Origin of the sequence: Agarivorans sp. QJM3NY_30 (assembly GCF_050870855.2) — a bacterium.
Classification (GTDB): Bacteria; Pseudomonadota; Gammaproteobacteria; order Enterobacterales; family Celerinatantimonadaceae; genus Agarivorans.
The window spans coordinates 3,154,502-3,168,179 of the sequence record NZ_CP194038.2 but is presented as its reverse complement, the minus strand read 5'-3'; the positions used below and the strand labels follow the sequence as shown (position 1 = coordinate 3,168,179).

General features: G+C 45.2%; 9 protein-coding genes and 1 other annotated feature. Of the genes, 6 read left to right on the top strand and 3 right to left on the bottom strand.

What is annotated here, in order from left to right:
* Nucleotides 1–77: 77 nt before the first annotated feature.
* On the bottom strand, nucleotides 78–2,081 hold the full coding sequence (gene aroF, locus ACRRSX_RS14345) for a 3-deoxy-7-phosphoheptulonate synthase (RefSeq protein WP_432452508.1): 2,004 nt from the start codon (nucleotides 2,079–2,081) through the stop codon (nucleotides 78–80).
* A gap of 14 nt (nucleotides 2,082–2,095) precedes the next feature.
* Nucleotides 2,096–2,222 (bottom strand) — a sequence feature (Phe leader region).
* Nucleotides 2,223–2,308: 86 nt separating this feature from the next.
* On the bottom strand, nucleotides 2,309–2,683 hold the full coding sequence (gene hpf, locus ACRRSX_RS14340; protein ID WP_432452509.1) for a ribosome hibernation-promoting factor, HPF/YfiA family: 375 nt from the start codon (nucleotides 2,681–2,683) through the stop codon (nucleotides 2,309–2,311).
* A gap of 271 nt (nucleotides 2,684–2,954) precedes the next feature.
* Here hpf and ACRRSX_RS14335 point away from each other — a divergent pair, with 271 nt between their 5' ends.
* The 6 genes from ACRRSX_RS14335 to ACRRSX_RS14310 all read left to right on the top strand — a co-directional run bounded on the left by ACRRSX_RS14335 (nucleotide 2,955) and on the right by ACRRSX_RS14310 (nucleotide 12,871).
* Nucleotides 2,955–5,162 (top strand): putative bifunctional diguanylate cyclase/phosphodiesterase, encoded by a 2,208-nt coding sequence (locus tag ACRRSX_RS14335; protein WP_432452510.1) that lies wholly within the window; start codon nucleotides 2,955–2,957, stop codon nucleotides 5,160–5,162.
* Nucleotides 5,163–5,387: 225 nt separating this feature from the next.
* Nucleotides 5,388–7,160, top strand: coding sequence for an extracellular solute-binding protein (locus ACRRSX_RS14330; RefSeq protein WP_432452511.1), 1,773 nt, complete (start codon nucleotides 5,388–5,390; stop codon nucleotides 7,158–7,160).
* Between the two features lie 6 nt (nucleotides 7,161–7,166).
* The gene (locus ACRRSX_RS14325; protein ID WP_432452512.1) at nucleotides 7,167–8,258 is read left to right on the top strand and encodes a microcin C ABC transporter permease YejB; all 1,092 of its coding nucleotides are present in this window, start codon (nucleotides 7,167–7,169) and stop codon (nucleotides 8,256–8,258) included.
* Nucleotides 8,259–8,260: 2 nt separating this feature from the next.
* The gene (locus ACRRSX_RS14320) at nucleotides 8,261–9,313 is read left to right on the top strand and encodes an ABC transporter permease (RefSeq protein ID WP_432452513.1); all 1,053 of its coding nucleotides are present in this window, start codon (nucleotides 8,261–8,263) and stop codon (nucleotides 9,311–9,313) included.
* A 10-nt stretch (nucleotides 9,314–9,323) separates the two neighbouring features.
* Nucleotides 9,324–10,895, top strand: coding sequence for an ABC transporter ATP-binding protein (locus ACRRSX_RS14315; protein WP_432452514.1), 1,572 nt, complete (start codon nucleotides 9,324–9,326; stop codon nucleotides 10,893–10,895).
* Nucleotides 10,896–10,930: 35 nt separating this feature from the next.
* Nucleotides 10,931–12,871, top strand: a complete 1,941-nt coding sequence (locus tag ACRRSX_RS14310) for a transglycosylase SLT domain-containing protein (RefSeq protein WP_432452515.1) — start codon at nucleotides 10,931–10,933, stop codon at nucleotides 12,869–12,871.
* Here ACRRSX_RS14310 and pdxH read toward each other — a convergent pair.
* Entirely contained in the window at nucleotides 12,861–13,514 is a 654-nt protein-coding gene (gene pdxH, locus ACRRSX_RS14305; RefSeq protein ID WP_432452516.1) for a pyridoxamine 5'-phosphate oxidase, read from the bottom strand. The genes ACRRSX_RS14310 and pdxH overlap by 11 nt on opposite strands.
* Between the last annotated feature and the right edge of the window lie 164 nt (nucleotides 13,515–13,678).

Sequence of the window (13,678 nt, the reverse complement as noted above, 5' to 3'; positions counted from 1 at the left end):
CTTTGGAAAGGAGAGTTGAATTAGCCAGCGCCTTAGCGCTGGCTTGATTGAAGCAAGATAAATGACCAGCGAAGTGTTTAATAAAGCTCCGCCATAAGTTGTTTGAATTGATTAAAATCCAGTGATTTATCGGTATCAACACTCGCTTCACTAGGGGCCGGGTGAGTACATAAAATTACTCCGTCTGCACCAAGTAATTTTGCGGCCTTGGCCAAGGGGGCGATAGACTCGATGTTCTCTACTACTTCTCCTGGATTGACCACGATGGGTAAGTGAGTTTTTTCGCGTAACAGGCTGATGGCGCCTAAATCGAGGGTGGTCTTGGTTTTGCCTTCTAGCGTTCGAACGCCGGCTTCACACAGAATCACCTGTTGATTGCCCTGCGCTAGAATATAGTCAGCAGCATGTAACCATTCCTCTAGGGAGCACATATTGTTACGTTCCAACACAATTGGACGAGTCGACTTGCCTAATTCCTTCAGCAAATGGAAGTTTTTCATATGGCGTGAACGAACATGCAAAATATCTGATTTGGCGGCAAGGGCGGCAACTTGGTCGACGTAACTCACTTCCGTCATGATGGGGAGCCGATATTTTTTGCCTGCGGTATTGAGATAATTTAAACCTTCTTCTCCTAGTCCCTGAAAGCTATAGGGTGAACTGCGTGGTTTAAAGCAACCTGCGGCGAGAATAGCGGCTCCTGTTTCTTTTACCGTTGCTGCACAGTTGATGATTTGTTGCTCCGACTCAACTGCTCCGGGGCCAGCAAAAGTAATAAAGTCTCCCCCTCCTATTTTCACATCACCGACTCGTACCACGGTATTCACTTGTTTATGACTGCGACTCGAAAGCGCGCCATCAGCCTGAATGGTTTTAATTAAGCTCGGTGTTTCTGTTCCTGAGTTTTGTTGGTGAGCGAGTATCGCCAGCGGGATCTGGGTTGGATCAACATTTTCGCTGGGATAACAGCCTAACACCTTAATATAGCGGGTTAGGCGGGTTAACTCTGCAAGAGCCGCTTGCATTTGTGGGGAATTAACGTTGGCCGATACATCGACATAAAACATTTCTTCCCATGGATTACCTTGTACCGGGCGAGATTCTAACTTACTCATATTAATGCTGTGCTCACGCAATACCAGCAAGGCTTCAACCAGTGAACCTGGCTGTTGGGCTGTTGACATAATAAAGGTCGTGCGAGCAGGGACTTGATCTGCAACTTCAATCGGCTTGCGTGAAACGACGATAAAACGAGTATAGTTTTGTTGTTGATTGGCAATATCTGTTTTGAAGGCTCGCAGACCATACATCTCTCCACCAAGTTTACTGCCGATCGCGCCGATACTCAGATCATCACTGGCGGCGACCATTTCCATCGCTTTAGAGGAACTATCGACAAAATCAACTCGGGTTCCGGGCAGTGTTCGCAGGTATAGACTGCATTGCTGGTAGGGTTGGGGATGCGCATACAAGGTGGTTACCTGTTCTAACTTTGCCTCAGGGTTTGCAAGAATACAATGGTCAATGGCAATCGATAGTTCTCCAACAATTGAGAGGCTCGTGTGTTGCAGCACATCATAAACTTCGTTAATACTACCAGAACTGGTGTTCTCTATCGGTAACATGCCGTAATCCGCTTGACCAGACTCGACGGTATCGACAATATCCTGAAAACCACTACAGCCAAATTCAACAATTTGCTTTTTGTAACGTGAGAAGTATTGATGGGTGGCGATATTGCTATATGAGCCTTTGTTGCCCAGGAAGGCGACACGTACCGCTGGTGCAAGTTTATCGGGGTTGGTTATCCCTTGCAGAAATGCTTGCTGTGATAGAACCGAATCTTCGATGATGGTGTGATAAAGCTGGGTGACATAGTGCGCATCAAGGCCAAGTTCGCGCCCTTTGGTGATCAGTTTAACCAGTAGTTGTTGTTCACGTTCTTGATCGCGAATCGCCTTTGGGGATTCAATTTTACTTTTAGCCACTTCAACGCTGAGTTGGCGACGCTCAGTCAATAAGCTTAATAAGTTTTGGTCGAGCTCGGTGATTTTTGTTCGGATCTGCTCTAAGTCTGCCATTTATTATTCCCTGTAAAAAAAAAGCCTCCCGGTAGGAGGCTTTATGGATCTGTGTGTTTTCGTTTTTACACCAATTCCGTCCGCCTCCCTAAAAGGGTGGAGTAAAAAAGAAACCAAACAAAAATCGGATTGTAAATATTTTCATGCGACCAGACTAAAAAGCAATCATCTTAAAGTCAAGTAATACCAAGCAAATTGATGCCTGGTATTACTGTATTATCGAAAGCCTATGCGGCTTCTTCATCATCGTTATTCGGCTCGCCATCATCAATCTCGGCAGGCTCTCTTAGGAATTCTTTTCCTGAGCGACTCGCTCGATGTGCATTTGGCTTCTCTTGGAAGCGATGTAATTGTCGCTCTAGCTTGTGTCCAAGATTATTGATGGCGGTGATGAGGTCCTGATGCTCATCACTGGCAAATAGTTGTCCATTGGGTAAGTTAATTTTAGCTTCTACCTTAACCTTCTTGTTATCGCTAATAATAATAACTTTTGGTGAGATTAATGGGATTTGGTTTTTTTCTAACTTTTCAAAGCGCGTGGCAATATGCTCACGAATGGTTGGGGTAATGGAGATTGTTTTGCTGGTAATATCAATAATCATAAGCCTCCCAAAGACTATCTAGTAATTATTTCACTTTCAGCATACGATCTTTAAAAATAAAAAAACAGACATTCGTCACATTTTTTTAGCGCTTGAATTTGTTCGAGTATGATTGTGACTTGTTAGTGAAAAGTATTATAAATTGCTGAATAATGCTTGAATATTGTTGGGTAATTCGGCACATTGGATGGGATAACAAGCAGTTGGTGTTAACCCGTCGGTCACGCTAAGTTCGTAACCGAAAAAGAAAGTCGTTGTAATTTTAATCGATATGGATGGCGTCATAGATACTACACCTTTGCTGAATTCATCTTCTGGTCCTTCCGAGTTAGCGGTTTCAATATCTGAGTTCGCTCTTGTATTAGCTCGTCAGCCCAGTCAACATTTCTTTTCTGAATTGGTTCGTCAATTGGCAGAGCGCTGTGGTGCTTGCGAAGTTTATGTTGCCCGTTTTGATTCTCGTTTGGCGAATGTACCCTGTATTGCTTATTGTCGTGATGGTCAATTGTTTTCTAGAACCTTAAGCCCTGTCACGCCTCAGTTATTGGCTGATATTCGATATCAGGCTATGACTCTCTCAAGCGATTTAGCAGAGCAGTATCCCGATTATGCCTTCCTTCCCTCCGAGCTAGCGCGTAAGCCCTCAGGCTTTTTAGCATTACAAATTGTTGATGATGCAAAGCTGGTGGCTTATTTAGCGCTAACTTTTGTGGCTTCGGAATTTGATTCGGAATTTGTTAAACAACTCTGTTTGCCATTTATGGAGCGGATTGGGACCGAATGCTCTTTGTTACAAGAGAGCGAAGCGTTGGCGCTCTCAGCGGTGGCGTTTGAAAGTAATGACGGCTTATTGATTACCGATGCAGACTATCGCATCGTGAAAGTTAACACCGCGTTCTCGCAAATTACTGGTTATCGCCAATCGGAAGTATTAGGTGCCGAGTTGACGGAGGTTTTTGGTAGTCCAAACCCAGTGTTTATTGACGCTGTGGATGGTTCCGTTCGGCGTAAAGGTGAAGTCGAGCGCTTGAGAAAAAATGGTCAAAGTTATACTCAATCAGAGACCATTACCGCGGTAACGAATGCCGACACGGGACAGAGTCATTATGTGGTGAATATTCAAGATATCTCGGCCAATATTGCATCGGAAAAACAAATTCAACATTTAGCCTATTTTGACGAGCTAACGGGTTTACCAAATCGGCGAAAATTACGTGAAGAGTTAGACAGTTGTTTTAACCGCGCTAAAAAGAGCCATGTGATTGGAGCCTTGCTGTTTATCGATTTAGATCATTTTAAAAATATTAATGATTCTTTAGGGCATGCCGCAGGCGACTGGGTATTACAGCAGGTCGCGCAACGTTTACAAGGTTTGATCCGCCAAGGCGATGTATTGGCTCGTTTAGGTGGCGATGAGTTTGTCCTGTTACTGGCTGATCTCGGCGGAAGTCCGCCTCATGCAGAACAACAAGCGCACTTAGTTGGAAAACGTCTTATTAAAACCATCTCTGCACCTTATCCCTTCGATGGTCAATCGTTGCATATTGGTGCCAGTGTGGGGATTACTTTATTTCCGGGAAAGGGGCAGACAGCAGAGGATCTGCTCAAGCAAGCTGATACAGCGATGTATCAGGCGAAATCGGCGGGGCGACGTACCGTGATCTTTTTTGAAGATGGTATGCAGCGGCAAGCGGATAAACGTTTGCAAATGCACAATGCATTGCGTAGCGCTTTAGCCAATGAAGAATTATTGGTTTATTACCAGCCACAACATATGGTCGCTACGGGTGAGTTAGTTGGGGCGGAGGCCTTAGTACGTTGGCAGCCTTTGGGGAAGAGTTTGGTGTCGCCGACCGAATTTATCCCCATCGCTGAAGAATCCGATTTGATAATCGATATTGGCATGTGGGTACTTGAACAAAGCTGTAAACACATGGCTAAATGGCAAGCGATGGGCTTAACGCTGCCAGAGCTTTCAGTTAATGTGAGTGCCAAGCAATTCCATCATCCTGAATTTGTTGAGAAAGTTGAAGATTTGATGATGCGTTATGATATCGATAATGCGATGTTAAATTTGGAAGTGACCGAGTCGGTGGTGCTCGGGCATGCCGAGGATACGATTCGTAGAATGGAACAGCTAAAGGAATTAGGGCTGCGTTTTGCTATCGATGATTTCGGCGCGGGCTATTCTTCATTAAGTTACCTGAAACGCTTACCTGTGGATGAGCTGAAAATCGACCGCTCCTTTATTCGTGATATTCCTCGTGATAGCCGTGATATGGCGATCGTTGATGCAGTATTAGCAATTGCCCGTCATCTTGGTTTTACGGTGACAGCTGAAGGCGTGGAAACGCGTCAGCAATTAGAATTTCTGAAGCAACAAGGTTGCACCTTTTATCAAGGTTTTCTATCCAGTAAAGCGATCCCTGCCGATGCGATGGAACGATATATTCAACGTTTTCAGCGTAAATTTGCTTAAAAGCTCTTTATCTTTTAGTTTCTAGTCGGTTATAACTACAGCCATAGGGTCTGTTGCCAGCTGGGGTGGATTTTTATACAGGCTAAGTTTGTCACGATGTTTTTCGTTGCATTCATGGCCTTTATAGTGAGTATTGTGGTGAACTTGAGCCTATTTCACCAGGACAGTTCAACCGATTCTGCTTAAGTTGAACATTCTATTTTTATTTGTGAGGACGCGCTTATCATGACACGACTGCTATCGGCACTTTGTATTTTGCTTATTGGTTTTGCTCACGCCGAGGAATTTAGTCGTTCTCACGCGCTGGTGATGCATGGCGAGCCAGCCTTAGCTGCTGATTTTTCTCATTTACCTTATGTGAACAGTGATGCTCCGAAACAAGGGCGTATCACTTACGATGCATTGGGAACCTTTGATACTTTCAATCCCTTTATTGTGAAGGGAAATCCCGCCGCAGGGATTGGTCAAATATACGATACCTTGATGGCCTCTAACGATGATGAAGCATTTTCTCGCTATGGTCTGCTCGCCGAAACCGTCGATTTACCAGCCGATCGCTCTTGGGTACGCTTTAATTTACGCCCACAAGCTCGTTTTCACGATGGTCACCCAGTCACCGCGGAAGATGTGGTCTTTACCTTTCATTTACTGATGGAAAAGGGTGCGCCTCATTATCGGGCCTATTATGCCAGCGTGAAAGATGTGGTGGCAGAGTCGCCGCTGAGTGTGAAATTTAGTTTTGTTAATGGCAATAATCGCGAATTACCGCTGATTCTTGGTGAGTTACCAGTGTTACCCAAGCATTATTGGCAGCAGCATGACTTTAGTAAAGCCGATTTACCCCCCCCTTTGGGTTCAGGGCCTTATCAGTTGGATAAGTTTGATATTGGGCGTGCGGTGAGCTACCGCTTGGTCGATGATTATTGGGGCAAAGACTTAGCGATTAATCGCGGTCGTCATAATATTCAAACCATCGCATATGAATATTATCGTGACTCTTCGGTGGCTTTAGAAGCCTTTAAATCGGGACGGATTGATTTTCGCTTAGAAACCAGCGCCAAAGATTGGGCCACCGCATACAACGGTCCGTTGTTCGCAGAAGGTAAAATTCATACCGATAATCTGAGAAATGAAAATCCGCAGGGGATGCAGGGTTTTGTCTTTAATACTCGGCGAAGTGTGTTTAGTCAGCGAGGCGTGCGCAAGGCTATTGGTTTATTGTTTGATTTTGAATGGACTAACGAGCAGTTATTTTATGGTGCTTATACCCGTACAGAGAGCTATTTTGCTGCCTCCGAATTGGCGGCAACCGGGTTACCTAAAGGGGGCGAGTTAGCCTTACTGACGCCATTTAAAGCGCAGCTTCCGCCTGAGGTATTTAATCAGCCATTTCAGCTCGAACGCACCCGAGGCGATGGGAATATTCGCCCGCAAATGCGCGAAGCTTTAGCCTTGCTTAAAAAGGCAGGATGGACTTTGAGCAAAGGTAAGTTAGTGGATGTTCATGGTAAACAAATGCATATCGAAATTTTGATTTATCAGAAGAATTTTGAGCGAATTGTTTTGCCCTATACACGCAATTTACAAAAAATTGGGATTAGTACTGAAGTTCGGGTGGTGGATGTTTCGCAATATATCAACCGCGTACAGAAATTTGATTTTGATATGATAGTGGGTAGTTTTGGACAGTCTTCTTCACCGGGTAATGAGCAGCGCGGTTACTGGGGCAGTGCAGCTGCTGATCATTTTGGTTCACGCAATTACATTGGGGTGAAAAGTTCGGTGATTGATGAGTTGGTTGATGCAGTGATTGCTGCTGATAGTCGAGCCGCGTTGGTGGATGCCACTCGCGCTCTCGATCGGGTTTTGTTGTGGTCTTATTATGTGGTCCCTCAGTGGCACCTTAATACTTGGCGTATCGCCTACTGGGATAAGTTAAAGCGACCGACACGTAACCCCAAATTCTCGCCTGGTTTGGATACTTGGTGGGTCGAATAAACGACCATGACTAGTTATATTCTGCGACGCCTGTTACTGATGATCCCTACTTTATTGGGGATTATGACGCTTAATTTTGTGATCATCCAGTCAGCCCCCGGTGGTCCTGTTGAGCAAGCTATCGCCAAGATCCAAGGGATTGATACTTCAGCGACTCGTCGGGTAGATTCGGGGGTCGATAGCGAAGTTATCCAATCTAACGCTGGTGCAAGTTCTAGTTCATATCGTGGCGCGCAAGGTTTACCCCCAGAACTGGTGGCGGAGTTAGAACAGCTCTACGGTTTTGATAGACCCTTATATGAACGTTATTTTGATATGTTGGGGAATTACTTGCGGTTTGATTTTGGGGATAGTTTCTATCGGGATAGCTCGGTGGTTGACCTCATTATTGAAAAAATGCCGGTGTCGATCTCCTTAGGCTTGTGGACCTCGCTATTGGTTTATGGGATTTCGATCCCGCTTGGGATCCGTAAAGCGGTGCAACACGGTAGCCGTTTCGATGTGTGGAGCTCAACTGTGGTCACGGTTGGTTTTGCTATTCCTAATTTCCTGTTTGCGATTATGTTGATCGTACTGTTTGCAGGGGGCAGTTATTGGGATTGGTTTCCACTGCGAGGGCTTACCTCAGCTAATTGGCAGGAGTTAAGCTGGTTGGCTAAAGTGGGCGATTACTTTTGGCATCTAGCCTTGCCCGTCACCGCGATGGTGATTAGTAGTTTTGCGACTCTTACCATGTTGACTAAAAACTCCTTCCTTGATGAAATTAATAAGCAATATGTATTAACCGCAAGAGCCAAAGGGCTTAGCGAAAATCGCGTGTTGTATGGTCATGTATTTCGTAATGCGATGTTGTTGGTGATTTCGAGTTTACCAGCTACCTTGATTAGCATTTTTCTAACGGGTTCTTTCATGATAGAGGTGATTTTCTCCTTAGATGGTCTTGGTCTGTTGGGTTTTGAGTCGGTAGTTAATCGAGATTACCCGGTGGTATTTGGTACTCTGTATATCTCAACCCTTATCGCTTTGTTGCTCAAGTTAATCAGTGATGTGACCTATACCATGATTGATCCACGGATTAATTTCGAGGGGAGGCGTTAACCATGGGCTTAGTCGCGCAGTGGCTGCGAGTAAAGGCCAGCCCGATTACCCAACGCCGTTGGTTGCAATTTAAAGCGAATCGACGTGGTTATTGGAGTTTTTATTTATTTTTGTTGCTGTTCTTCATTAGTTTGTTCGCCGAGTTTATTGCCAATGATAAACCGTTGCTGATTTCCTATCAGCAACAGTGGATGATGCCGATCATCACCGAATATAGCGAGCTGCAGTTTGGCGGAGACTTAGATATTGAGGCGGATTACTCCGATCCTTATATTCAAGGTTTAATCGAGCAGCAAGGGGGATGGTTGCTATGGCCTCCAGTGAAGTTTTCTTACGACAGCATTAATTTTAATTTGACGGAGCCTTCCCCCTCACCCCCTACATTTGACAACTGGTTAGGCACCGACGATCAAGGACGCGATGTATTTGCTCGCTTACTTTACGGTTTTCGCTTGTCGGTATTATTTGCGCTGGTATTGGCAGTTACTAGCTCTGTGATTGGCGTCGCGGTTGGTGCCATACAAGGTTATTTTGGTGGGCGGGTTGACCTTTGGGGTCAACGTTTTATCGAAATATGGTCGGGGATGCCGCAGTTGTTTTTACTCATTATTTTATCGAGCATCATTCAACCGAGTTTTTGGTGGCTACTTACAATCTTGTTGTTATTTAGCTGGATGAGTCTGGTTGACGTGGTTCGAGCTGAATTTCTTCGAGGTCGTAACCTCGAATATGTGAAAGCTGCTCGAGCCTTAGGGGTAAGCGATCCAGCGATTATGGCACGGCATATTTTACCTAATGCGATGATTGCAACTTTGACATTTTTACCTTTTATTTTCATTGGGGGTCTGACAGCCTTAACTGGTTTAGATTATCTAGGTTTTGGTTTACCGCCAGGTTCCCCTTCATTGGGAGAGATGGTTGCCCAAGGTAAAAACAACTTACAGGCACCTTGGCTCGGTATTACTGCTTTCCTATCGATGTCGATTATTTTAATTTTGTTGGTGTTTATTGGCGAAGCGGCGCGTGACGCCTTCGATCCCAGAAAGCGTATTTAGGTAGCGGCTTGTGAAAAAACTATTAGAAATTAACCAGCTATCGGTGTGCTTTGGTTTGCCTGACCCAGTGGTTAAAGATGTCAGCTTGGAGTTGATGCAGGGTGAAACCTTAGCTCTGGTCGGTGAGAGTGGCTCGGGTAAATCGGTAACCGCCTTGTCGATTCTGTCTTTACTGGGCGGGAATGCCAAAGTGAGTGGTCAAATTTGGTTGCAGCAGCAAGCCTTGTTAAATCAACCAAGCAAGACGCTGCAAGCGCTGCGAGGTAACCAAATTGCGATGATTTTTCAGGAACCTTTAACCTCGCTCAACCCCTTGCATAGCGTAGAGAAGCAAATTAGTGAAGTACTCTATGTTCATCGTGGTATGGATAAGCCGCAGGCGCAGCAGCGTGTCTTAGAGTTACTCGACTTAGTGGGGATCGAACAACCAGAAAAACGTTTGGCTAGCTTTCCTCATCAATTGTCGGGAGGGCAACGTCAGCGGGTGATGATTGCAATGGCCCTGGCCACCGAGCCAAAACTGTTAATCGCTGATGAGCCGACAACAGCCTTAGATGTCACTATTCAGCAGCAAATTTTAAATTTGCTTAAACAGTTGCAACAACAGCTAGGGATGGCGATTTTACTGATCACTCATGATTTAAATGTGGTCCGTGGTTACGCCGATCGTGTGGCAGTAATGCAAGCCGGCCAACTGGTTGAAGTGAATGATTGCGCGGCGCTGTTTGCGGCGCCTCAGCATACCTATACTAAAACTTTGCTCGATTCTGAGCCGGTTCGCCAAAGCCTCTGTGATGCACAGGCGGAAACTTTACTGAAGGTTGAGCAACTGAAGGTATGGTTTCCCATTAAACAGGGTTTTTGGCAGCGAACCGTCGACCATATTAAAGCGGTCAACTTAGTTGATTTTGAATTAAAGCGAGGTGAAACCTTAGGTATTGTTGGGGAAAGCGGTTCAGGGAAAAGTACCTTAGCGCAGGCGGTACTGCGTCTGATTGACAGCCAAGGTGAAATTTATTTCAAACAGCAAGCCATTCAAGCTTATGGTGTCAAACAGATGCAGCCGCTGCGTCGTTTTATGCAAATAGTCTTTCAAGATCCGTTCTCTAGTTTGAGTCCACGAATGACGGTAGCGCAAATTATTGGTGAAGGTTTAAGTTTGCATTTTGACCTGAGCAAACAGCAATTAAAGCAAGCCGTTGCGGAAGTGTTGCTCGATGTTGGTCTCACGCCAGATGTGATGCACCGTTATCCTCACGAATTTTCCGGTGGGCAGCGTCAACGTATTTCTTTGGCTCGTGCTTTGGTACTGAAACCAGAAGTCCTAATTTTGGATGAACCCACATCTGCTCTCGACCGAACCGTACAAAAGCAATTGCTTGAATTGCTGCGTCAGTTACAGTTTAAATACAACTTAAGTTATTTATTTATTAGCCATGACTTAGCGGTTATTCGTACGCTAAGTCATCGGGTGATGGTCATGCAATATGGACAGGTGGTGGAGCAGGGCGCAACTGAAGCAGTTTTTTGCCAACCTCAGCAAGAATATACTCGCCGATTAATTGATGCTGCGTTAATCTAAAGATTGATGGTAGCAACAATTAGGCGTGACAGACTATGCCACAGTGGTTTTGGCAACTATGTGTTTTTCTGCTCTGTAGTGGCTTAGGCTTCGCTCAGGCAGGGCAATTAACGCCGCAGCAGCAAGCCTATAAAGACGTGCGGCAATTGCAACGCGCAGCGAAGTGGACACAAGCAGAGCAATCTTTAAATCAACTTAAAGACTACCCCTTGTTTGATTACCTACGTTATTACCAGCTACGAGGACAGATCCGCACTGTTAGTCGCGCCGAAGTAGAACAATTTATCGGCGCGAATTCATTGTCTTATTTAAGTAATGCGATGCAGCGTCGTTTTATGTTAGAGCTTGCCAGAAGGGGAGAATGGCAAAGTTATTTAGAATTTTACCCTCAGTTGCCGAATAGCATCGACTTACAATGTCATTATTATTATGCCTTATACAAGACCGGAGATGCTCCTCAAGCATGGCAAGGTGCCAAAAAACTGTGGTTGCACGGTCGCTCTAGACCGAAGGCCTGTGACGTTTTATTCACCCATTGGCAAAAAGCGGTTAAAATCAGCGATCAATTACGTTGGCAACGGATGCTGTTGGCTTTTCAAGCGCGGCAGATTAGTTTATTAAAATATCTCGGTAAATCTCAGTCCAAAATACATCAACCAGAGGTGAAGTTATTGGTGAAAGCCTATACTCAGCCGGCTGTTGTTTTGAGCTCCGGACAACTTAAAATTAGTCAATCGAGGTCTCATCAGCAAATTGCCTTATTAGCAATAAAAAGGTTGGCGAGGCGTGATTTAGCTGCAGCGGTGGGGTATTTGACGCGTTGGGCGAAGCCCTTAAGTCAGTCAAATCAGTTGTATTTAAACTGTGAGCGAAGTTTGGTCCGCAAGGTGATTGGTCAGCCAACTCCGGTTTTGCTGAAGTGGGCCGACCGCCAGCTTCGTTTACATCCTGATAGCCATAGTATTGAGCAGCGGGTTCGTTTAGCGATTGCGCAGCAACAGTGGGCGCAGATTAGTCTATGGTTAGCGCGATTACCTGAAGCGATTCAGCGGCAGGAACGTTGGCGTTACTGGCAGGCTCGCTCGATGCTTGCTTTGGGACAAACCGAGCTTGCTAAGGCCAGCTTCGATAAACTTTCCGTAGAACGAAGTTACCATGGTTTTCTTGCTGCTCAATATTTAAACAGGCCATTTCAACTCCAAGAGCAGCAACATCGTATGAGCGCTGCTGAACTTAAGCAAATCGACCAGCATCCCGTGGTGCTCAAAGTCAAAGAGCTATTGGCCCTAGAAGAGTATTATTCGGCGCGTTCCGAATGGGATCATTTATTAAGGCGCTCCAAGTTATCGCGCCAGTTAGATTTAGGGGCCCTGGCCCTTAGTCATAACTGGCAAGACATGGCGGTACAGGCGTCAATCATTGCAAAGCAATGGGATCAACTGCAAATGCGTTTTCCTTTGAGTTTTGCTCAAGAGTTTGAGTATTTTGCGAATAAGCGCCAAGTAGAAGCTAGTTTATTGTACGCCTTAGCGCGTCAAGAAAGTGCGATGTATCCTTTGGCACAAAGTTCGGTTGGCGCACGTGGCTTGATGCAGTTAATGCCAGCGACTGCGAAACACACCGCGAAAAAAATTGGTTTTAAGTATCGTTCACGAAGTCAACTATTTGAACCGGAAGATAATATTCGTTTGGGGAGTGCCTATTTAGATAGTTTACTTGACCGTTATCAAGGCAATCGTATCTTGGCTGCCGCTGCTTATAATGCTGGCCCGACGCGGGTTAGTCGTTGGCTTGCCAAGTCAGGCAAGGTACCTGCCGATGTATGGATAGAGTCGATTCCGTTTAAAGAAACACGCCATTACGTACAGAGCGTATTGGCGTATCAAGTCGTATATCAATATCGGCGTAAGCAACCGCTTCAATCTTTACTTACTCCACAGGAGTTAAGTTACTCTTATGGTGTGCCTAAGGGCTAAGGCGGTCCGCTTTCCAGCCCTTGGCGTCGCAACTATAACGGAAGCGGTCATGCAGACGATCGGCTTTACCTTGCCAAAACTCAATTGTATCGGGAATGACTCGGTAGCCACCCCAAAACTCAGGCAGTGGCACCTCTTTATCTGCAAACTCTTGTTTGCAATTGCTGACTTGTTTTTCAAGAATACTACGGTTTGCGATGACTTGGCTTTGGTGGCTGGCCCAAGCACCAATTTGGCTGCCTCGTCCGCGGCTATGGAAGTAGTGCTCGGACTGTTGTTGACTGACTCTTTCAACACGCCCTTCAATGCGAACTTGGCGTTGTAAAATATTCCAATGAAAGGTTAAACAAGCGAGAGGATGAAGCTCTAACTCCTGTCCTTTTCTACTCGAATAATTGGTGTAAAAAACAAAGCCCTCTGCGTCAAATTCTTTTAACAATACGACTCTAGCCGAAGGACGACCATCAGCGCCTACCGACGAAACTGTCATTGACTCAGGCAGTACAATTCCTGATTTTTTGGCTTGTTTAAACCATTCCCCAAATAGCTCTATGGGATCTTCTTTGCCAGTCGGCTCAGGAAGCGAGACCAACACTCCTTGACCCAAGGTTAAGGCACAACGTAACTTACTAACAAATGACATAATTAACTTACTTAATTAGTTGATGCAACAAGTAAAAAAACTCATTGCATGAAGCCGCAACGGATATCTAAATTTAAACTATAGTTTACACTCTGTGGCGCGGTTTCACTATCAAGTTTTGCTCTGTCTTGGTATAGTTTTACCCAGATCGTTTTTCAAGTTTA